Consider the following 21488-nt stretch of genomic DNA (forward strand, 5'->3'; position numbering starts at 1 on the left):
GTGAGGAGGATCGTTCATGAGGATTGCAGAGAAAACTGGGAAAACAGTTGAAGAGGCTATTAATGCTGGAATTATGGAATTAGCGGTAGATCGTGATCGAGTAAAGGTAGAGGTACTGGAGGAACCTGCCAAGAAGGGTTTTTTCGGCCTCTTTGGAACGCGTCTGGCAAGGGTACGTGTTTCTTACGAGGAAAATCCAGGTATGTTGGCAGCAGATTTTATTAAGAAAGTCTGTCAAGCTATTAAAGTCAATGCAGATACCCAGGTAAGTAAAGATGGAGAACATTGGCATATTGATATTACTGGTCCAGAACTTGGGATTCTGATAGGACGGCGGGGAGATACACTGGATGCACTTCAATATTTAACGAATTTAGCAGTAGCTAAACAACTGTCTGAAAGAGTTCGAATTATTGTTGATGTAGAAGGATATAGGTTGAGACGTGAAGAAACGTTGGTTCGTCTTGCAAAGAGATTATCGGAAAAGGTAAAGAGGACAGGCACCAGAATAGTGTTAGAGCCGATGAACCCTCATGAACGGCGGATTATACACACTTCTTTGCAGGAAGAAGCTAGAATTTCAACCTTTAGTGAGGGCGATGATCCAAATCGAAGGGTTGTCATATCACTTAAAAGAAGCTAAGAGGGGTAAACCCCTCTTTTTTATTTTTAAAAGGGTATGTGACATTACATGTCAGATAAGAATATAGGAGACTTACTTTAATTTAAGTTTTATTTGAGGTTAGAAATCTGATAGATAATGGTTATATTTTTGAAAATGGAGATGAATGCTTTGGAAGATACAATCGTTGCAATGGCAACGGCCATGGGGGAAGCAAGTATTCATGTTTTAAGATTGAGCGGTTCTAAAGCAGGACATATTCTCGAAAAGTGTTTTACTCCTCAGAATAGAGAACGTTGGTCTCTCAATGAAAACTTTACCTTAAATCTCGGTAAGTTTTATGATGGATACATGGTTCTCGATGAAGTTTTAATCGGCAGAATGTTGGCTCCTTCTTCTTATACCGGCGAAGATGTTTATGAAGTCAATTGCCATGGAGGTCCATTTGTGGCTCAAAGAATTTTGCAAGCATGCATTCGTCATGGCGCACGATTAGCTGAGCCCGGAGAATTTTCTAAACGAGCATTTTTAAACGGCAAGCTTGACTTAGTTCAAGCAGAAGCAGTTATTGATCTAATCAGTTCCCGAACTGAAACATCTGCAAATCTAGCTTTATCTCAGTTAAATGGTGGTCTTTCGGATCAAATTACTAATTTGAGGGAAGAAATTTTAGAAATTCTGGCTTTTATTGAAGCAGGTATTGATTTTCCAGAAGATGATGTAGAAACCTTGGATAGAACAACTCTGGAATCTCTTATTAATAAAACTCTTAAGGATATATCTCTTCTATTAGCTGGTAGTAAAACTGGTAAAATACTAAGGGACGGCTTATTAACAGTTATTGTTGGTCAGCCGAATGTTGGTAAATCAAGTTTACTTAATGCACTGCTAAATGAGGATAGAGCTATAGTTACTGATATTCCTGGAACAACAAGAGATGAAATTAGGGAATCTGTCAGTGTGGGTGGGATTCTTCTTCAATTGGTGGATACCGCTGGCATTTGTGAGAGTAATGATTTCGTAGAACGTCTGGGAATTGAAAGAGCCAGGAAGGCATTGACAACTGCAGACTTGATATTATTGGTGGTTCAGGCCAATCTTCCTCTTACAGAAGTAGAATATCAAATACTAAGTACATACTCAGACAAAGTTATTGTTCTTTTAAATAAGATAGATTTACTACAAGAAGAACAGCAAGCTGTTTCAATTTATGAAAAAGGGCTGTGGATCCCTTTTTCTGTAAGGGAGCATAAAGGATTTTCTGAGTTAGAAGAAGCAATTAGAGATAGGGTTTATCAAGGAGAGACTGTTCTCTCAACAGATCCGTTACTCTCTAATGTGCGACAAATTTCCTCGTTAATGAATTGTGACAATGCCTTAAAACAGTCTATGGAGAGCTTGCAGCAGGGAATGCCCTGGGATATACTTTCTATTGATATCCGACAAGCCTTACAATATGTCTCAGAAATAACGGGTCATAATGTTCAAGAATCTCTTCTCGAGGATATTTTCTCCCGATTTTGTATAGGAAAGTAGGATTTGCTTTGGAATACTTTGCTGGAAAATACGACGTAATAGTTGTCGGAGCCGGACATGCTGGGTGTGAGGCTGCGCTTGCTGCCGCACGAATTGGGTGTGAGACGCTCTTGCTGACATTAAATTTAGACACTGTTGCACATATGCCTTGTAATCCTTCTCTTGGGGGACCAGCCAAAGGTCATTTGGTTCGAGAAATAGACGCTTTAGGCGGCCAAATGGGAATTATCGCAGATGAGACGTCCTTACAGGTCAAAATGCTAAATACTGGCAAGGGACCGGCTGTTCATGCGTTGAGAATACAATCTGATAAGCAGGCCTATCAAACTCATATGCGCAATTCTTTACTTTCTCAAGAAAAATTGACTGTTATTCAAGGGTTAGTTGAACGACTTGTCGTAGAAAATGGTGCGGTGAACGGTGTAGTGACTCACACAGGAGCACGATTTGAATCAGGCAATGTTGTCTTAACAAGTGGTACCTATTTGCGTGGAAGAATTATCATTGGTGATTCTATGTATCAAGGCGGACCTAACGGTCAGATGCCTGCAATGTCACTGTCTGATTCGCTCAAAGAGTTTGGAGTTGAATTAGGAAGATTTAAAACAGGAACACCGCCCCGAATACATCGTCAGTCTGTTGATTATTCTAAATTTCGTATACAACCGGGTGACGAGACTCCTTGGCGTTTTTCCTTTATGCCTACAGTTAGCACTTTTTGGCAAGGGGATACTTCTAAACAAGTGGCCTGTTGGCTGGGATATACAGCTAACAAAACCCATGACATTATACGTGATAACCTCTATCGTGCACCTTTATATTCAGGTAAAATTGAGGGCATAGGTCCTCGTTATTGCCCTTCAATTGAGGATAAAGTGGTACGTTTTGCAGAACGAGAAGCGCATCAAATATTCTTAGAACCTGAAGGATGGCAAAGCGATGAACTTTATGTTGCGGGCCTATCAACTAGTATGCCTGAAGAGGTACAAGTTAAAATATTACAAAGTATTTCTGGGTTAGAACATGTCCAAATGTTACGGCCTGGGTATGCAATTGAGTATGATTATGTTCTGCCTCACCAACTTTCTCTTAGCTTAGAAGTTCGCCAATTAAAAGGATTATTTACAGCTGGTCAGTTAAATGGAACTTCTGGGTATGAGGAGGCGGCTGCTCAAGGTTTAATGGCTGGAATTAATGCCGCACTGCGTGCATTAAATAGGGATCCTTTTGTCATCCGTCGTTCAGATGGTTATGTAGGGGTTCTAGTGGATGATCTAGTTACAAAAGGGGTCAAAGAGCCTTATCGACTTTTAACATCTCGAGCTGAATACAGGCTTGTTCTCAGACAAGATAATGCTGATTTAAGGCTGACTGAAAAAGGCAGATCAGTTGGACTGGTCGATGAGGAACGTTGGCAACGGTTTAATAAAAAGAAGATTAACTTTGAGAGTATCAAAGTGCTTTTGAAATCTACCTTTTTCTCTCCTTTAAGTGAAGAACTTCAAAAAGTAATGATTGAGGCAAAATCTACTCCGACACGAGGAGGAATTAGTGCTCAAGATTTAATTCGAAGGCCGGAGATTTCTCTTAAACATTTAATTATGCTCCTTCCTGAGTTAGACAGCTATGATATGGAAGTGTTGGAAGAGGCCGAGATTGAAGCAAAGTATTCTGGTTATATTGAAAAACAATGGGCTGATATCGAAAAGTTTTCCAAGTTAGAAGAGCGAATACTGCCCATAAACCTCAATTATGAAGAAATTCGAGGCTTATCTACGGAAGGAAGACAGAGACTTATGGAAGTAAATCCTTTAAATCTGGGACAAGCATCTCGTATTACTGGAGTAAGCCCTGCAGATATTTCCGTTTTACTTGTTTCCCTAGAACAGCGGCGCAGAAGGGAGAAGTAATGGGTGTTCAATGAGTATGCGGCCCTGATTAAAGGGTTAACCTATAGGCACATCGGGTGTGAATTAACAGAGTTACAAGTCAATCAACTTTGCCAATTTGGTGATCTCTTGCTTGAGTGGAACCAGAGACTAAATTTAACGAGGATTACCGATCCTCAAGAAGTGATTTTAAAGCACTTTATTGATTCGATGGTTCTTGCGAAATTCATTCAAGGCATTCATTTAGCAGACTTGGGTACTGGGGCAGGGTTTCCTGGCATTCCGTTAAAAATTTTGCGTCCAGAACTGAAAGTTGTACTAATAGATTCTTTAAAGAAGAGATTAGATTTTCTTGATGTTATTATTGAAAAGTTAGATTTGAAAGACATTAATACGATTCATGCAAGGGCGGAAGATTTTGGAAGGGATATAAAATACAGGAAATATTTTGATACAGTTAGTTCGCGTGCTGTGGCACGTTTACCAATTCTATTAGAGTATGCTCTTCCTGTCCTTAAAATTAAGGGTCGTTTTCTAGCTGCTAAAGGACTGCAGGCAGATCAAGAATTGGCAGAGTCAGGTAAGGCTTTAGAGATTCTAGGTGGCATGTCAGAGGGAATTGAACATTTTAATTTAGGAGGCAGTGCGGAACATCGAGCTGTTATATTAATCCGAAAGGTTGGACAAACCCCTTCACAATACCCGCGTAAGGCAGGAACTCCTTCGAAAAGTCCTATTGTTTGATATTTTTAGTAATCGCCATTTACTTCCTTATATGTAATAGTCTTTTTATGATGGACAGTGAAGGAAAATGACGATAGAACGTCGAATTTATGAATATAGTACATTATTAGTGGAGTTATAGGGGTGGGCAATTTGGAAGAATCACAAAATCATGGGCTAGGTAGAAAGAATGATGATGCAGTTTCTGCAACTGATAGTGGCAGAAGAAATCGGGGTACTGCAAAGAGACCTAGGACAGGACTAAATTTCAAAAAGAGTAAGAAGTTTTATATTTCTTTAGGACTTATTCTTACAGTATTAGTTCTTGCTGCTCTCTCAGCTCTGCTTTATACTTGGGACCACCATCTCATAGCAGAAGGTGTCTCTATTTCAGATGTAAATGTTGGTAATATGTCACAGGACCAAGCAAAAGAGACAATGGAAAAAGAAATTGAACGTTTGATGGGACAAAATGTAACACTGAAAGTTGATCATTATTCGCAAGATCTTAGATTTGAAGATTTAGGTCTTATAGTTTCTGCTGATTCAGCATTGAAGGAAGCCTACGAAATTAGCAGGAATGGTTCAATTGCGAACAAGTTGATCAATAAATTGTCTACTTCTAAAAAAGGAGTAAACTTAACTTTAAGTCAAGAGTGGGATAACGAAAAATTATTACAAAAGCTTAATCAAAATTTGGAGTCATTTAATAAACCAGCTGCAGATGCTTCTGTTGAGATTTCTCCTCAAAATTCGATGATTATTAAAAAGGAGCAAGTTGGACGAGTTATTGATACTGAGGATTTAGTCTCTAAAATTAAAGATATTGACGTTTTTACTAAAGCTCCAGAAATCACTGTAAAATATAAAGAGCAACTTCCTCTCTTAACTGCGGCTCAATTAGAAGATCAAAAAATTACAGGTTTATTAGCGAGTTATACAACGCGTTTTGATCCAGCGCAAACCGCTAGATCGGGAAATGTCCGACTGGCGGCACTCGCGATGGATAAGAAAATAATCAAGCCAGGGGATACCTTATCTTTTAATAAGATTGTGGGCGAAAGAACTGTAGAAGCAGGTTATAAAGATGCCTATATAATCGTTAACGGTAAGTTTGTTCCTGGATTAGCGGGAGGAATATGTCAAGTTTCCAGCACTTTGTATAACACTGGATTACTTGCAAATTTAGCCGTAACTCAAAGAAGCAATCACGATTTGGCTATTTCTTATGTTCCACTCGGACAAGATGCTACGGTGGCTTATCCAGACTTAGACTTAAAATTTAACAACAACACAGGCGGATATTTGCTCGTACGCGCTAAAATGAGTAATAATGCTGTTACTATCGAATTGTACGGAAAAGTAATTCCTGGACAGGAAGTACTCATTTCGGATACGATTGAATCTGTTATTCCCTTTGTAGAACAACGTCTTGTTGATGAGACTCTTGCTCATGGCGAATCGATTATTAAACAGGAAGGTCAGCCTGGATATATTGTTAAATCTTTTCGTACAATTAAGATGAATGGACAAGTAATTAAAACTGAGACTCTTAAAGAGAGTCGATACTCACCTTTACCAAAAATTATTGCTGTTGGATCATAAATTAAATAATAATATTTTTTATATTTTTAAAAAAAGCGTTAAATACGCTTTTTTTATTGGGGGGGGTTTGATACTATCATAGAGTATAGTAATTATTATGGTTTTAGTAATGAGTGATGAAGGAAGTGTGGGCTATTGATAACTAGGGTTGTCGCTATCGCTAATCAAAAAGGTGGTGTCGCTAAGACTACAACTGCGATAAATTTGAGTGCTTGTTTGTCTGAACTAGGAAAACGCGTTCTGCTTTTAGATTTGGATCCGCAGGGAAATGCTACTAGTGGTATGGGAGTTGCCAAGAATAAGCTAACTCGTTGCATTTATGATGTTCTTATAAATGACGTCCCTCTGGATCAAGTCATTATGAAAACTGAACAAAAGGGCTTAAAGGTTGTTCCTGCTCGAATCGAATTAGCAGGTGCAGAAATAGAACTAGTCACACAGAATTCACGTGAGTGTAAATTGAGAAATGCTATCGAAATTATTAAGAATGAATATGATTTTATTCTTATTGATTGCCCACCGTCATTAGGGCTTCTTACCTTGAATGCTTTAACAGCAGCTACGGATGTTATTATTCCTATCCAATGTGAATACTACGCACTTGAGGGGTTAACTCTCTTGATGAATACATTGGATAGAGTTCGCAAGCATCTTAACCCTAAATTAAATATTTTAGGTGCCCTTCTAACAATGTTTGATGCTCGTACTAATCTTTCTATTCAGGTCGTTGATGAAGTCAAAAAATATTTTCCGCAGAAGGTGTTCCGGAATATTGTGCCGCGAAATGTTCGCCTTAGTGAAGCTCCCAGTCATGGAAAGGCAATTAATACTTACGATTCTCGTTCTAGAGGTGCAGAAGTATATCGTGATTTAGCGAAGGAGGTCTTAGAACGTGTCTAAAAAAGGACTAGGCCGTGGACTTCAAGCTTTACTTCCTGATGAAATAGGTGACGATCCAGGCATCAAGGAAATTCCTGTTACTATTATTGATCCTAATCCCGAACAACCGAGAACAGAATTTGAACCACAAGCGTTAAATGATCTGGCAGACTCGTTGCGACTCCATGGCCTTTTACAGCCAATTTTAGTAAGGCCGGCTGGAGAACGATATTTCGTTATTGCTGGTGAACGACGTTTAAGAGCCGCCAAAATTGCCGGTCTAACTGCAATTAAATGTATAGTCCAAGTTTGCAGTGATCAAGAAATGGCTGAACGAGCCTTGATTGAAAATATTCAACGTGCAGATTTGTCTCCAGTGGAAGAAGGCTTAGCCTATGAAAGATTAATTAATGAATATGGATTAAGTCAAGAGCAAGTTGCACAGCGTGTGGGAAAAGCACGAACAACTGTGACTAATCTTTTACGTGTAATACAGTTACCAGAGGCAGTTCTCGACTTACTTAGAAATAATTTGATTTCTTTAGGCCATGCTAAGGTATTACTTGGAGTCAAAGATACTTCATTACAGGTATTAACAGCACAAAAGGCCGCAAAAGAACAATTGTCTGTACGAGATACCGAAAATCTTATTAATAGGCTTACAGAAAGAGTAGAAAAGGATAAACCTGCTCCTGAACGGTATCCTTTACTTCATAATGTACAAGATAAATTAAGGACCAGTTTCCAGACCAAAGTTATTGTTAAAGGAGATTATAAACGCGGTCGTATTGAGGTGCAATATTTTTCCGAAGATGAGTTAAACCGACTTTTAGAATTATGGAACATCAAAATTGAGTAATTATACGTTGTAAGGGCAAGACACTTGCTTAAGCGGTCTCCGTAGCCTTATGCGCCGGCATATTTATAGACAAGTGTCCCTGCAAACATAACTAGAATTAAGATGATTGAGGTTAGTATACCCCATTGATGTTATAGGTGTCTTGATGGCGTAAATCGACCGCTGGCCATGGACCGATGTGTCCCCATAGCCATGACTCAACCTAAGATGGTTGTAATAAGAGCACCGCCGCGACTTGAGCAAGGATGATCGAGGGTGGTACACCGCTATAGATGGAATCGGGTACCCTGAATGGCGGAAATGAACCATGGCCAAGGACTGCCGAGTGTCCCTGTAGCTAAGGACTGAGGGAAGAAATCTTATATTATGTGTTAACTATATGTTGTGCTTTCTAGCTAGTAATAAATGTTCCACGTGGAACATTTATTAATTACTTTCTTCACATAATTAAAAAGTTTTTAAGTAGAATTGTTCCACGTGGAACATATGGGTGCATTTATTAGAAAGAAGGGAAGAAGGGAATATAGTTGTTAGGTACCGTCGTTAATACAATAGCCATATTAATTGGAGGTCTGTTAGGACTATTGTTCGGACAGACCTTACCTGATAAAATCAAAAAAACCGTGATTCAAGGAATCGGACTTGCCGTCTTGCTGATTGGAGTAAGTATGGCTTTGCAAACTAAAAACACTTTAGTAGTTATCGCAAGCTTGGTATTAGGTGGAATAGTAGGAGAATTAATAGACATAGAACACCAGCTGCAAAAATTTGGACAAATGCTTGAGCGAAAACTATCAAAAAATGGGCAAGCAGGATTCACAAAGGCATTTGTAACAGCAAGCCTAATATACTGTGTTGGCGCAATGGCTATTATGGGTGCATTCGAGAGCGGACTTACCGGCAACAACACAATACTTTACGCGAAGTCAATGTTAGATGGAGTAACTGCATTGGTATTTGCTTCATCAATGGGAATTGGAGTATTAGCTTCAGCAATTCCAGTGTTCATATATCAAGGGTTGTTAACTCTTTCGGCGGGACTATTGCAAGGAGTTCTATCACCACAGGTCATTACTGAAATGGGTGCTACCGGAGGGTTACTCATCGTAGGAATTGGCCTTAATATTTTAGAAATAAAAGAGATTAAAGTGGGCAATCTATTACCAGGATTGTTTATTGCTATTCCGTTAACTGTTTTGTTTACCAGACTACATTTAGGCATGTAAAGATAATAAGTACAAAATGGCAGTTTAGATAATGATTATATTATTTCTGAAATGCTGGTTAAGTTGAAATTGAAAGGAAGTGAATAAACCTGGTTTAAGGTAGCTAATTAGGAAGCAAGAGGCTTTCAATCTACCACTTTGTTTAGTCAACAAGGAGAAAATTGGAACATAAATAGTTCGAATTTGAAAACCAGGCAAATAATTGGCAATGCTAGAGGGTATAATGCCATTATATTGGTGGGCTGTAAGTGTCTTAGCCTTTTTATTACTTATCGTGTTTATACTATCTATTGCACTATATCGTCGAATGAAACGTTTTGAAGGTTCATATATAAGCTTGCAGACATTTATGAATGGACAACAAATGGATGCATTATTAAATGAGTATGTTCATAAAGTTACTGAAATAGAGGAGAATGTTAATAGTTGTAATGAAAGGCTTACTCCAATTGAACTAAAATTAAGGGCCAGCATAGATCGTGCCGAATTACTGCGTTTTAGAGCCTTTGAAGATGTAGGCAGCGACTTAAGCTTTGCAGTAGCGTTCTTGAATCAAGACTGTAATGGACTAGTTATTAGCTCCATTTACAGCCGAGAGGAAGCAAGAATATATGCCAAACCGATTAATGGAGGACAGTCTGTCTACTCGCTTTCAGATGAAGAAAAAGAGGTTATATCAAAAGCGATGATAGGGCAACAAAAAGTCTAAAGCTTCTCTCATGCTTATACACGTACTTTTAAGTAAGAACGAGTTATTAGAGAACTGATATTTTCTGACAGTCGCCAGACTAAGTTGAGACGGGTATTTTGCAAAACCATATATTCCATGAATCCGCCCACATTAACAATGCCCGTCATGTGGGCTTCGCCTATTTCTGGAAGAGATTTATTAACACCTGACCCTGGCTTCAAAGGTCCATCCGCAAGTGTAATACAGCCGATAGAATCTAAACGTCCTAAACAGGCATCGACTGCAATAATGAATGGATTTGTAAAACTGTGTTGTATATTAATTATGTTCTGCTCAAGATTAGTCGCATGTACAGGGTCATCTAATGTACCATAGACATTAAGCTGAGGTAATTTAAGGCGAGAAAGGTGTGTGCCAATTAATGGGCCTAAAGCATCACCCGTCGAGCGATCAGTTCCGATGCACAAAATAACAGCTGGGCGTTTCTGAGTGGAAACAAATAGATCAGAAAGCCGCATCTCTAGTCTTGCTTTAGCAGTATAATCATCTACGTGGGCCTTAATTTTCTGAGTCTCAGTAAATAATGAAAATAAACTCACAAGCTACCTCCTTACCTGAAATTGATAAAAATATAGCATTCTCTAAATTATTTCCCAAAAGATATAATTTTTATGCATGAGATCTCCATTCCGGCCATAAGCATGATGGCGAGGAGGGAGTAATCATGCAGTGGAAAACGACATTTCAGGTAGCTGCAACCTATGTGGGAGCAGTCATGGGAGCTGGATTTGCCTCTGGACAAGAAATTCAGCAATTTTTTGCCCGCTTTGGTTATTGGGGCTTAGCAGGAGTTGTTCTTAGTTCTGTGCTTTTTTCGCTACTAGGATGTGGCATGTTAGACTTACAGATTCGTTGGAAAATCACTTCCTACAATGACTTCTTTGACTATTTATTGGGCCCGCGTTTAGGGAGATGGGCAGACATGCTCGTAAGTGTCCTCTTATTTGTAGGAATGCTGGCAATGATATCAGGAAGTGGAGCACTTTTTTACGAGTATTTTGGCTTCTCTAGATGGTTAGGTATTCTCTTGACAGGCTGTGTCATAGCCCTGGCATTATGGTATCGCGGAGAAGGAGTATTATGGATAAACTCAGTCCTTATACCCTTAAAGTTTATTTTTTGCTTGGGAATTGCTACAGCAGCGATTTTTATCACGACTTCGCGAGACTGCGAACCAATCGTAATGCTAGCAAATCCTATTGTGAGTAATTGGGTGGTCTCCGCCATCTTATACGTGTCATTTAATGTAACTTTAGCCATGGTGGTATTTGCATCGCTGGGGCGAGAAATTCAAAAGGCTGGTGCACGATTGGGAGCAATCGTAGGCGGGATAGCTCTGGGGCTGTTTGCATTCTCTATAGGAGCATCTTTACTTCGTTTTCCAGATATATTGGGTCTTGAAATACCTATGGTTGGAATTGCAGGTAAGTTAGGAGATTGGCCAGCCTTTTTCTACGTCGTAGTCTTATGGTTAGCGATGATTACGGCAGCAGTAGGCAATGGTTTCAGCCTTATCAGCAGGGTTGTTGATTCTGGTAGGTTAAGCTATGGTAAGGCAACGCTCATATTATTTATTCTCCTCTTACCGATAGCGGGGGTTAAATTCTCCCAAATTGTACAACTGGCATATCCTCTGTTTGGCTATTTGGGTCTTGTTTTTATGCCGACAATTCTCTATTTCTGGAGAAGAGGTTATTAATTAACTAAAAAAGAGATTTGCTTTACAAGTATAATTTTTGCTATAGTAGATTAGGTGCATCAGGATAATAATCAGTTGGTTACATATTGTGTTATAGAATATAATTGTTGCCAAACAGCACGATGACAAAGGGTGGGCCTATGAAATCTTTATATGAAAGAGCATTAGATCATTTGGAAGCGCGAGACTATGATGAGGCTGAAACAACCCTGAAAGAATACCTTAGTAAAAATCCAACCGATGCAATGGCTTATAATAAACTAGGTGTTGCTTTAGCCAAAAAGCTTCACCGTAATGAAGCAAAGGAATGCTTCAAAGAAGCATTGAATCACGATTCTAGGCTTGTACATGCCTTAAATAACCTGGGTAATATTGCTCAGGAAGAGGGAAATTTAGAACAAGCAGTGGCATATTATCAGAAAGCAATTCACATTGATCCTGATTATTCGCTGCCCCATAATAATTTAAGCGTAGTATACAAGCAACTCCACCGTTATGGAGATTTCATTCGTGAGATAAGAACAGCAAAACGATTAGAAAATAAGAAGGCTCTTAATCCTAAAGAACAAACCTTCATGAGTTGGCTTAAACAATTGTGGTCTAAGAGACGTAAGTGAACTCGTTCAACTAAAGCAAAACATCGAGACTATGTTACCCAAGCAAAACATGGAACACCCTCATATAGAAGTGGGATTCATGAACTGGATAAGGGGAAAGAAAATGGATGAACGACATTATTTAGTAGGGACCGCAGGGCATGTGGATCATGGTAAAACACAGTTAATTCGGGCACTTTCCGGTATGGATACAGACCGTCTTAAAGAAGAAAAACAACGTGGTATCTCTATTGAACTTGGTTTTGCACATATGTTGTTGCCAAGTGGAAGGCAAGTCGGGATGATTGATGTTCCTGGGCATGAACGCTTTGTTCGTCAGATGTTGGCAGGGGCAAGCGGCATGGACATTGTATTACTTGTCATTGCGGCTGACGAAGGGATTATGCCCCAAACTCAAGAACATTTGGATATTTTAACATTGTTGGGGATACCCCGAGGAATTGTAGTTTTGAATAAAACAGACCTTGTGGATGAAGATTGGTTTGAACTGATGGCAGAAGAGGTCCGCGAAAAACTTAAAAAAACTGCATTTAACCAGGCACAAATATGCCGTGTTTCTGCTCAAACAGGTGAAGGTATAGATGAACTCCGAAAAACAATTGATGATTTATTATCTGAAGTAGAAAGTAAAAAATCGACTGGTCCAGTTAGAATGCCAATTGACAGGGTTTTTAGCATTCAAGGTTTTGGTACAGTTGTGACAGGAACCTTGCATAGTGGCACTATGGAATTAGGCCAAGAGCTGGCAATTGAGCCTAGCCACCTAATAGCTAAGGTGCGTTCACTGCAAGTTTATAATAATAAAGTTAGCTCTGCAGGAGCTGGACAAAGGGTAGCCGTAAATCTTGCCGGAGTAGATGTTTCAGAAGTTGATCGAGGTTCAGTTATTGTAAAACCAAAGACATTTAAAGTAGGGAAGATTTTAGATTTAAAAATAACAAATCTTCCTTCCGCAGAAAAGCCCTTAGTCCAAAGACAGCGAGTTCGTTTTCATCTTGGGACAACAGAAGTTTTAGGACGAATACATCTTTTGGAACAGGAAACGATCCCCCCGGGGGAGGAGGGTTTCGCACAAATACTCCTTGAAGAACCCGTTCTTGCTGCGCCAGGCGACCGTTTTGTGTTAAGGTTTTATTCGCCTACTCATACGATTGCAGGCGGTAAAATACTGAGCGTAGCAGAGTTTAAGTTAAAACGGTTTAAAGAAAGCGTATTGGACCAAATGAGGGTTAAAGACCAAGGGGATCCGCTTGACCTTTTAGAAAGAGAGATGAACGAACCTAGAAGCGTCGCAGATCTTGCAGTTCGCTTGCATGTAAATTCAGCTGATTTAGAAGATAATCTAAATTCTCTAAAAGAATCAGAGCGATTGGAAATTTGGATGGAAGATGAGGTCTGTCTCTACTGGGGAAAGGCATCAGCAGAAGCTTGGAGGTCAAAACTAATTGGCGTTGTAAGGGCGCACGAAGAGGAATACCCCTTACGGGGAGGGATCAGCAGAGAGGAATTAAAAACACGCCTCGGAATAACTTGGACACACCGACGTTGGCAAATAATTCTAGAGCAAGGAGATGCACGTAACTTTTATCGTATTTCTGGGAGCAAAGTTAGAACAAACGAAGGAGTGCAACTTCCTCCTGAAGTTATTAAACGACTTGATGGATTACGAGCCATTTGGCAAAATGTCAAACTAATGCCTCCTGAATTAGGAACAGTGGCTGAAACATGTGGAATACCCAAGGCGGAGATACAAGAATACGCTGCTTATTTATGTGAGCAAGGAGAATGGGTCTCTATCACGGGATTCTTTTTTAGAAGTGATGACATTCAACAGGCTAAGTTAAGTTTGTTAGAGGTTTTAAAACTTAAAGGGGAAGTTGGGGTCGCTGAGGTTCGAGAGTTATGGGAAACATCTCGAAAATATACAGTCCCTTTACTAGAGCATTTTGATCAAAAACGCCTAACACAACGTAAGGGAGATAAAAGAACTCTCTATTGATTAGTTATTTTGAACATAAAGAAGTAAATCATATAGAGTAAGCAGACTTTTGGATTTAAGGCTGCTTACTCTTTTAAATTTATTTAGGAGCCTAGTTAAGTCCCTCAGAATAAAACCTAATATTTGCCAATTATATAGCTATTAAAATTAGCGACACTTTGTATGGTAATAGCTTGTCAAATGGTTCTATAATATATAGAATATATAATTAGAGGTTTGTTATCTAACAGCCTCTGACTCAAGGGTAACCCGATCAATAGAGTTGTCATTTGATTGGGGTTTTATTAATAGTTACACAAGTTAAATTCTTTGGGGGCATATCAATTTGGAGGTGAATTGAGGAAAAGAAATCAAAAGAATACACATAATTCGTTAAAGGATGGAAAAGAAAGATCGAAAAAGAAAGGTCGATAAAGGGCCTATATAGAGAGGGGTATAAAGATGAGAAGAATGTTTTCAATAGCGACTGCAGCCTTATTAAGTCTTGCTCTCGTAACTGGTTGCGGAGCAACTGGCGGACAAAAGTCAGCCGAAGTTATTAAGGTTGGTGGTAACTTAGAGCTTAGTGGAGGGGCAGCTGCTTTTGGACAATATGCTGAGAAAGCTATTAAGTTAGCGTTTGATCAGCAAAATGCTAAAGGCGGAGTACTTGGAAAGCAATTGGAATACGTATCCGCGGATAATAAGTCTGACCCTGGAGAATCGACCGTAGCTGCAACTAAGCTAGCAACACAAAATAAAGTAGTTGCCATTCTTGGACCTATGACAAGTGGAAATACTTTAGCTGCCGTTCAAGTGGTCACAGATAGCAAAGTTCCCTTGATAACTCCAACAGGAACATCGGATAATGTTACATTTGAAAACGGAAAAGTAAAACCATGGATCTTCAGGGCCTGCTTTATAGACCCTTTCCAAGGTCAAGTAGCCGCAAATTTTGCAACGGACACACTTAAAGCAAAGACCGCTGCAGTTTTTATTGACCAAAAAGGGGATTACTCCAAAGGTTTAGCTACTTCTTTCAAGGAGAATTTCGAAAAATCAGGCGGTAAAATTGTTGAAGAAGAACAGTATGTTGCTGGCAGTGATTTAGATTTCCGTGCCACCTTGGTACGTATCAAAGCTTCTAATCCAGATGTAGTCTTTGTCCCTGGATATTATCAAGAAGTCGGACTAATCGTTAAGCAAGCTCGTGAAATGGAGATGAAGCAAACATTCATGGGCGGAGATGGTTGGGGCTCCCCTCAATTAGTGGACGTTGCTGGAGCAGCAGCTCTTGAGAATACTTATTATGTCAATCACGGAGCAATGGATGATCCAGGAATGACCCAATTTATTAAAGACTTCAAAGAAAAATATAGTTCCGAACCCGATACCTTTGCGGCGTTGGGGTATGATACGGCAAACCTCTTAATTAAGGCGATCGAGAATGCTGGAGGTACAGAATCCGAAAAGTTGAGGAGTGCTCTGGAAAACATGAAGGGCTTCCAAGGCATTAGTGGAGAATTGAATGTAGATCCAGCGACCCACAACCCAGTCAAAAGTGCCGCCATCTTGCAATTCAAAGACGGCAAGAGTGTATTTATGACAAAGGTAAATCCAAAATAATAACCGAACTTTAGTAAAACTTATCTAACTATCGGATAAAGTCACAATTGTTACAAAAAGGAGGGAGGACAAACCCTCCCTCCTTTTTGTAGAAAGTCAGACTCCCATGCCGCCATGTAGTACACCTGACGGATGGAGAACTACTCACTAAGATCTATATTATATAGAGTTTTCCATGAATGAAAAGTATAAACTGACTGTACCAGTCAGTTTATACTTTCTGAAAGGTCCCTTCTCGCCATCAGGGCATCTATGACATCCATCCATAGGGTGTACTAACCTCGAGCATCCTTGTTCGAGTCTATGACGGTGCTCTAATCTTAACCATCCTTGGTTGAGTCATTGATGCAGGGACACTCGGCTATCTTTGGCTAACGGTCCCTTCTCGCCTTCCATGACGTCGTTACAAAACTCAAACATCTTGTTTAAGTCATGGCAGGTATCTGTTAATTGCGCAAGGCATATTTTCTTAATAGTTATTCGGAGTTGGGAGTTGAAAAGATGGGAAATGTAACTGAGCAAGTATTGCAACAGATAGTGAATGGTCTTTCGCTAGGAAGTATTTACGCTTTAGTTGCTCTAGGCTATACCATGGTCTACGGTATTATTAAGCTTATAAACTTCGCTCACGGCGATGTAATGATGGTCGGAGCCTATGCCGGATGGTTTGCGACAACGACATTGCATTTGTCGTTTATTCCAGCGTTACTTATAGCAATGGTTGTAAGCGCAATCCTTGGCGTGTTGATTGAACGGATCGCTTATAAACCTTTGCGCAACGCTACACGGATTGCATCATTGATTACGGCTATTGGAGTTTCGTTTTTCTTGGAATATGGGGGCATGTTAGTTGTATCTCCACAGATGCGTACTTATCCTCCTGTTTTTCCCGATACGATTTGGAATGTCGGTGGGATTATCATTAAATATGGCGATATCGTCATGATTCTTACCTCGATCATTCTTATGATACTTTTACATGTCATTGTAAAGTATTCAAAGATAGGAAAAGCAATGCGTGCGGTATCTTTTGATAATGAAGCAGCCTTGTTGATGGGGATTAATGTAAACAACACGATTTCAGCGACTTTTGCAATCGGATCTGCACTTGCCGCTGCAGCTGGGGTACTAATGGGGGTATACTTTAATACCATTAATCCTTTGATGGGAATTATCCCTGGACTTAAGGCGTTTGTGGCTGCAGTCCTAGGGGGTATCGGGATTATTCCTGGTGCAATGGTCGGAGGATTCTTCTTAGGGCTTACAGAATCCTTTGTCAGCGGTCTGGGAGCTTCGACTTGGCGAGATGCAGTAGCATTTCTAATTCTAATTCTTGTTCTCATCATTAAGCCAAGCGGGCTCTTTGGTAAGAACATCCGTGAGAAAGTGTAGGTGACAAACATGGGTAAGCGAATTAATCGTCAAAGTGTTGTAACCTTACTGGGGGTCCTACTTGTCTATGCCATCGTTCAGGGCAGTATTCTAATGGATATTTTACCTCCTTTTATAGCTCTTACTTTGATTCAGGTTTGTATCTTTATTATTCTATCGACTAGTTTAAACTTGATTAATGGGATAACCGGTCAGTTTTCAATTGGACATGCAGGTTTTATGGCGATTGGGGCATACATGGCTGCGATTGTCGTTGTTAAATTTCAAGGGCCGCTTATGCTGGCGCTTCTTGCCGGGGCACTGGTGTCTGCATTGGCGGGTTTTTTGATTGGTCTGCCTACGTTACGGCTTAAGGGAGACTATCTAGCGATTGCGACCCTTGGATTTGGGGAAATTGTACGAATTATCTTTTTGAATATGGAGTATGTCGGAGGGGCTTCAGGATTTTCAGTGCCGAAAACAATTACTTGGACCTGGGCTTTTTGGCTCATGGTTATAAGTGTTATCATTATTCGGAACTTTATTTATTCTACGCACGGTCGAGCATGCATCTCTATTCGTGAGAACGAAATCGCTGCAGATGTCATGGGTATTAATACTACTAAATATAAGATCATGGCGTTTACGATTGGGGCCTTCTTCGCTGGATTAGCGGGTGGAATTTATGCCAATTATCTATACATTATTCAACCATTAACGTTCAGTTTTCTTAAATCCTTTGATATTTTAGTTATGGTTGTACTTGGCGGCTTAGGAAGCTTAACGGGCAGCATTCTTGGGGCAGTGGTGATGACGGTTGTTTCCGCAGCATTATCTGGTTGGCCGGAATGGCGACTTGTGATTACAGCAATACTTTTGATAGTAATGATGATTTTTAGACCGAAGGGACTATTAGGAACTAAAGAATTTAGCTTAAGTTTCCTCGGAAAGAAGGGTGAGAAAAATGCCTCTTCTAAAGATTGAAAAACTCTCTAAGTCATTTGGTGGATTAAAAGCAGTTTCAAATCTAAATATTGAGATTAACGAAGGGGAACTAATCGGATTGATAGGTCCGAACGGGGCCGGAAAAACTACGGCTTTTAATTTACTCACAGGAGTGTACGAACAATCAGAAGGAAAAATATTGTTTCAGGATAAGGATATGCGAGGGCTTAAACCCTATCATGTCACCCAGCGAGGAATGGCACGGACGTTTCAAAATATCCGATTATTTAGCGATTTGAGCGTCATAGATAATGTCAAGATAGCCTATCATCAACGGAGTTCATATGGAGTTTTTAGTGCGTTCCTTCGCCTGCCAAGCTATTACGCTGGTGAAGAAGAGATGCAACAAAAGGCTATGGAGTTGTTAAAGATCTTTAATCTTGACCATAAGGCAGAAGAAATTGCGAAGAATTTGCCTTATGGTGAACAACGACGCTTGGAGATTGCTCGTGCCCTGGGAACTGAGCCTAAACTCCTATTGCTGGATGAGCCTGCTGCAGGTATGAATCCTCAAGAAACACATGACCTGATGAATCTTATTCGTTGGATACGGGAAAAGTTTAAGCTTACGATTCTGTTAATCGAGCATGATATGTCTTTAGTTATGGGTGTGTGTGAACGCATCTATGTTTTAGATTACGGAATGATTATAGCTCAAGGGGCACCAGATGAAATCAAGAGCAATCCCAAAGTCATTGAGGCTTATCTAGGGGAGGAGGTTGTCTGATGCTTGTCCTTGAAGATGTCAATGTTTACTATGGTGCCATTCATGCCCTTAAAGGGATTTCCCTCGAGGTTAATCAGGGCGAAATTGTAACCCTAATCGGCTCAAATGGTGCAGGGAAAAGTACAAGTTTAAAGACTATTTCGGGATTGTTGCGACCAAAAGATGGCAAGGTAATGTTTAAAGGTGCAGACCTGGCCAGTATAGCTCCGCAAACTATTGTTGCCCAGGGAATATCTCAGGTTCCAGAAGGACGGCGAGTGTTTGCCAATATGACTGTTATCGAGAACTTGGAACTTGGAGCATACTTGCGTAAAGACAAAGCAGGTATTAAAGAAGATATGAAACGAGTATATGAGTTATTTCCACGTTTGCTTGAAAGGAAAAGCCAACTTTCGGGTACCTTATCTGGTGGAGAACAACAAATGCTAGCGATGGGTCGAGCCCTAATGTCCAAACCCCAGTTGCTTCTTCTCGATGAACCTTCAATGGGTTTAGCTCCAATCTTGGTAAAACAAATATTCTCAATCATAAAAGAAATTAATGCTAGCGGAACAACTATTTTACTTGTAGAACAGAATGCTCATATGGCGCTTTCTATAGCCAACCGCGCTTACGTATTAGAGACAGGTAAAATTGTGCTTTCAGGAGATGCTAAACAATTAGCGGCTAGTGAAGAAGTCCGTAAGGCCTACTTAGGAGGCTAAATGCATATATAAAGACAAGGCAGAGAGCAGATTTTTCAGATCTGCCCCATCTAGCCATCACGGCACTATGCCATCCATGGTGGTGTACTAACCTCGAACATCTTTGTTCGAGTCATGGCGGTGCTCTAATCTCAACCATCCTTGGTTGAGTTTTGGCAACAGGGGCACTTGGCCTTATGGACATGACAAAAGCGGCTTCTAAGCATCTGCCGGCTACACTAGCTTGGTGCCAAAGAGTGACATTAACAAGGCTGAGATCTAAAGTGGAAAGGGGTAATTGTACATGTATGTTCGTCAATTTATGACAGCTCAAGTTTTCACAGTCACTCCGGAAAAAACTATTGCAGATACCATGGCTCTTATGCGAGAAAAGAAGATTAGCCGAATGCCGGTCGTAGAAAAGGGGAAACTTGTTGGATTAGTAACAGATGGGGATCTTCGCGAGGTCTCTCCTTCCCCGGCAACAACTTTGAGTATTTTTGAACTCAACTATCTCATAGCTAAAACCCCTATTCGTGAAGTAGCGATTAAAAAGGTTGTGACCTGTCACCCTGACACTCAAATTGAGGACGCAGCTTTGTTAATGCGAGATCACAAAATTGGAGGATTGCCTGTCGTAGATGGAGGCAAGGTAGTCGGGATTATCACGGGCTCAGATATAATGGATGCTTTTTTAGATATTATGGGATTTCGTAGCCCAGGACAGCGCGTAATGATTGAAACTAAGGATCAAGTTGGTGTTATGCTAGATCTTGCTCTATCAACCAAGGAGTTTGATGTTAATATTGGAAGTTTAGCCGTATATCATCTCAGAGATAATCAAATTCAAATTCTTGCACGCCTCCAAGGTGATCAAGTAGCTGAAGTTGAAGCGTCCCTAGAAAAAAAGGGATACCAGATCAAAAAATAGAGGTTAGTGTACGACTAAAGAAAGCACTGAAGTGAATGTAAATTCACTCAGTGCTTTCAATTCTTCTTTATAAGCCGAGTAGATATCCCTAAAAATGAAATGATAATGATCTAAAAATCGTTAGAATTACTTAGGTAAGTTTAAATGTTGTTAAAGCGTTAATGTAAGTACTATATCTAATGAGCAGACTTGCTAATCTGCAGGGTTAAATTAGTGAATTAGCGGAGGAACTGTATTCTGCAGGAAGTTGATTCGCAGTATGAAATTTTATCTTAATGTAAAGTATGTATTATTTTGGACTTGTATAAGCTATTAAGATGGTTTCTTGTCCTTGTTTACCATTGAACTTGTTTTCTAAGGCTTTAAGGTCTTCAATCTGGTCACTAGTTAAGTTAGAAAATAAAACATCCGATCGATTCATGATGATTTTTAACCCCCTTTTGTTTAAGCATTAAAAGAGTTTGAATCTTCTTACACATAATTAGTGTGCACAAAATTCAGGAAATTTAAACCTATTTTATAGCGTATTAATAAACAATATCTTTCGGTAGAGTTATTTACTTCCCAAATATATATGAATGTGATAATATTATTGACGTTAGCAGGGGGATGGATGGTGGCTGGTGCTGCTCCCGGACTTCAAATCCGCGTGTCGGGACGCAGAACGTTCCGAGGTGTGTTCGATTCGCACGCATCCCCGCCATTAACCAAGGTCCGAATTATTAGGAGTGTACATTTTGGTCTAATTATTGGACAGTCTT

20 protein-coding genes and 1 tRNA gene are annotated in these 21488 nt (G+C 39.9%); 19 read left to right on the forward strand and 2 right to left on the reverse strand.

The genetic code is table 11. The annotated features are described in order from the left end of the window. The first annotated feature begins 16 nt into the window (after positions 1–16). The 9 genes from jag (at position 17) to M8E35_RS08710 (ending at position 10048) form a co-directional block, all read left to right on the forward strand. Positions 17–643, forward strand: a complete 627-nt coding sequence (gene jag, locus M8E35_RS08670; RefSeq protein ID WP_252468465.1) for an RNA-binding cell elongation regulator Jag/EloR — start codon at positions 17–19, stop codon at positions 641–643. Between the two features lie 150 nt (positions 644–793). After that, on the forward strand, positions 794–2158 hold the full coding sequence (mnmE, locus tag M8E35_RS08675; protein WP_252468467.1) for a tRNA uridine-5-carboxymethylaminomethyl(34) synthesis GTPase MnmE: 1365 nt from the start codon (positions 794–796) through the stop codon (positions 2156–2158). A gap of 8 nt (positions 2159–2166) precedes the next feature. Then, positions 2167–4068 carry a tRNA uridine-5-carboxymethylaminomethyl(34) synthesis enzyme MnmG gene (gene mnmG, locus M8E35_RS08680; protein WP_252468469.1) on the forward strand — a complete coding sequence of 634 codons (1902 nt, stop codon included), beginning with the start codon at positions 2167–2169 and terminating at the stop codon, positions 4066–4068. A 3-nt stretch (positions 4069–4071) separates the two neighbouring features. Continuing rightward, on the forward strand, positions 4072–4791 hold the full coding sequence (gene rsmG / locus M8E35_RS08685) for a 16S rRNA (guanine(527)-N(7))-methyltransferase RsmG (RefSeq protein WP_252468471.1): 720 nt from the start codon (positions 4072–4074) through the stop codon (positions 4789–4791). A gap of 123 nt (positions 4792–4914) precedes the next feature. After that, positions 4915–6375 (forward strand): VanW family protein, encoded by a 1461-nt coding sequence (locus M8E35_RS08690; RefSeq protein ID WP_252468472.1) that lies wholly within the window; start codon positions 4915–4917, stop codon positions 6373–6375. 138 nt (positions 6376–6513) lie between these two features. After that, entirely contained in the window at positions 6514–7275 is a 762-nt protein-coding gene (locus tag M8E35_RS08695; protein WP_252468639.1) for a ParA family protein, read from the forward strand. Beyond that, positions 7268–8113 (forward strand): ParB/RepB/Spo0J family partition protein, encoded by an 846-nt coding sequence (locus M8E35_RS08700; protein ID WP_252468473.1) that lies wholly within the window; start codon positions 7268–7270, stop codon positions 8111–8113. Before M8E35_RS08695 ends, M8E35_RS08700 begins: the two co-directional genes overlap by 8 nt. A gap of 527 nt (positions 8114–8640) precedes the next feature. Then, positions 8641–9339 carry a DUF554 domain-containing protein gene (locus tag M8E35_RS08705; RefSeq protein WP_252468474.1) on the forward strand — a complete coding sequence of 233 codons (699 nt, stop codon included), beginning with the start codon at positions 8641–8643 and terminating at the stop codon, positions 9337–9339. A gap of 223 nt (positions 9340–9562) precedes the next feature. After that, a complete protein-coding gene (locus tag M8E35_RS08710; protein ID WP_252468475.1) occupies positions 9563–10048 on the forward strand; it encodes a DUF4446 family protein in 486 nt (161 codons plus the stop codon). 14 nt (positions 10049–10062) lie between these two features. Here the strand turns inward: M8E35_RS08710 and yyaC are convergent, their stop codons facing one another. Continuing rightward, positions 10063–10629: a spore protease YyaC gene (gene yyaC, locus M8E35_RS08715; protein WP_252468476.1), complete on the reverse strand. Its 567-nt coding sequence runs from the start codon at positions 10627–10629 to the stop codon at positions 10063–10065. Between the two features lie 125 nt (positions 10630–10754). Here yyaC and M8E35_RS08720 point away from each other — a divergent pair, with 125 nt between their 5' ends. From M8E35_RS08720 to M8E35_RS08760, 9 genes are all read left to right on the forward strand, one after another. Further along, positions 10755–11789 (forward strand): YkvI family membrane protein, encoded by a 1035-nt coding sequence (locus M8E35_RS08720; protein ID WP_252468477.1) that lies wholly within the window; start codon positions 10755–10757, stop codon positions 11787–11789. Between the two features lie 140 nt (positions 11790–11929). Beyond that, complete coding sequence (locus M8E35_RS08725; protein ID WP_252468478.1) at positions 11930–12406, forward strand: tetratricopeptide repeat protein; 477 nt, start codon at positions 11930–11932, stop codon at positions 12404–12406. A gap of 103 nt (positions 12407–12509) precedes the next feature. Continuing rightward, complete coding sequence (gene selB, locus M8E35_RS08730; protein WP_252468479.1) at positions 12510–14405, forward strand: selenocysteine-specific translation elongation factor; 1896 nt, start codon at positions 12510–12512, stop codon at positions 14403–14405. A 441-nt stretch (positions 14406–14846) separates the two neighbouring features. Then, on the forward strand, positions 14847–16010 hold the full coding sequence (locus M8E35_RS08735; RefSeq protein ID WP_252468480.1) for an ABC transporter substrate-binding protein: 1164 nt from the start codon (positions 14847–14849) through the stop codon (positions 16008–16010). Between the two features lie 501 nt (positions 16011–16511). Then, positions 16512–17402 (forward strand): branched-chain amino acid ABC transporter permease, encoded by an 891-nt coding sequence (locus M8E35_RS08740; protein ID WP_073027015.1) that lies wholly within the window; start codon positions 16512–16514, stop codon positions 17400–17402. A 9-nt stretch (positions 17403–17411) separates the two neighbouring features. Continuing rightward, on the forward strand, positions 17412–18365 hold the full coding sequence (locus M8E35_RS08745) for a branched-chain amino acid ABC transporter permease (RefSeq protein WP_252468481.1): 954 nt from the start codon (positions 17412–17414) through the stop codon (positions 18363–18365). Then, the gene (locus tag M8E35_RS08750; protein WP_252468482.1) at positions 18346–19113 is read left to right on the forward strand and encodes an ABC transporter ATP-binding protein; all 768 of its coding nucleotides are present in this window, start codon (positions 18346–18348) and stop codon (positions 19111–19113) included. The genes M8E35_RS08745 and M8E35_RS08750 overlap by 20 nt, the downstream gene beginning before the upstream one ends. Next, entirely contained in the window at positions 19113–19817 is a 705-nt protein-coding gene (locus M8E35_RS08755; protein WP_252468483.1) for an ABC transporter ATP-binding protein, read from the forward strand. Before M8E35_RS08750 ends, M8E35_RS08755 begins: the two co-directional genes overlap by 1 nt. A 283-nt stretch (positions 19818–20100) precedes the next feature. After that, positions 20101–20727 (forward strand): CBS domain-containing protein, encoded by a 627-nt coding sequence (locus M8E35_RS08760; protein WP_252468484.1) that lies wholly within the window; start codon positions 20101–20103, stop codon positions 20725–20727. Positions 20728–21016: 289 nt separating this feature from the next. Here the strand turns inward: M8E35_RS08760 and M8E35_RS26475 are convergent, their stop codons facing one another. Continuing rightward, positions 21017–21148, reverse strand: coding sequence for a hypothetical protein (locus M8E35_RS26475; RefSeq protein WP_289710746.1), 132 nt, complete (start codon positions 21146–21148; stop codon positions 21017–21019). A gap of 184 nt (positions 21149–21332) precedes the next feature. Between M8E35_RS26475 and M8E35_RS08765 the strand changes: the two genes are divergently transcribed. After that, positions 21333–21430, forward strand: a tRNA-Sec gene (locus M8E35_RS08765). Positions 21431–21488 lie beyond the last annotated feature (58 nt).

Source organism: Desulfosporosinus nitroreducens, assembly GCF_023897015.1.
GTDB classification, from domain to species: Bacteria; Bacillota; Desulfitobacteriia; order Desulfitobacteriales; family Desulfitobacteriaceae; genus Desulfosporosinus; species Desulfosporosinus nitroreducens.

What these genes read in the sequence shown, in the direction of transcription:
- jag (WP_252468465.1), top strand. Translation starts at nt 17, where the DNA reads ATGAGGATTGCAGAGAAAACTGGGAAAACAGTTGAAGAGGCTATTAAT.
- M8E35_RS08710 (WP_252468475.1), top strand. Translation starts at nt 9,563, where the DNA reads ATGCCATTATATTGGTGGGCTGTAAGTGTCTTAGCCTTTTTATTACTT.
- M8E35_RS08720 (WP_252468477.1), top strand. Translation starts at nt 10,755, where the DNA reads ATGCAGTGGAAAACGACATTTCAGGTAGCTGCAACCTATGTGGGAGCA.
- M8E35_RS08725 (WP_252468478.1), top strand. Translation starts at nt 11,930, where the DNA reads ATGAAATCTTTATATGAAAGAGCATTAGATCATTTGGAAGCGCGAGAC.
- selB (WP_252468479.1), top strand. Translation starts at nt 12,510, where the DNA reads ATGGATGAACGACATTATTTAGTAGGGACCGCAGGGCATGTGGATCAT.
- M8E35_RS08735 (WP_252468480.1), top strand. Translation starts at nt 14,847, where the DNA reads ATGAGAAGAATGTTTTCAATAGCGACTGCAGCCTTATTAAGTCTTGCT.
- M8E35_RS08740 (WP_073027015.1), top strand. Translation starts at nt 16,512, where the DNA reads ATGGGAAATGTAACTGAGCAAGTATTGCAACAGATAGTGAATGGTCTT.
- M8E35_RS08745 (WP_252468481.1), top strand. Translation starts at nt 17,412, where the DNA reads ATGGGTAAGCGAATTAATCGTCAAAGTGTTGTAACCTTACTGGGGGTC.
- M8E35_RS08750 (WP_252468482.1), top strand. Translation starts at nt 18,346, where the DNA reads ATGCCTCTTCTAAAGATTGAAAAACTCTCTAAGTCATTTGGTGGATTA.
- M8E35_RS08755 (WP_252468483.1), top strand. Translation starts at nt 19,113, where the DNA reads ATGCTTGTCCTTGAAGATGTCAATGTTTACTATGGTGCCATTCATGCC.
- M8E35_RS08760 (WP_252468484.1), top strand. Translation starts at nt 20,101, where the DNA reads ATGTATGTTCGTCAATTTATGACAGCTCAAGTTTTCACAGTCACTCCG.
- M8E35_RS26475 (WP_289710746.1), bottom strand. Translation starts at nt 21,148, where the DNA reads ATGAATCGATCGGATGTTTTATTTTCTAACTTAACTAGTGACCAGATT.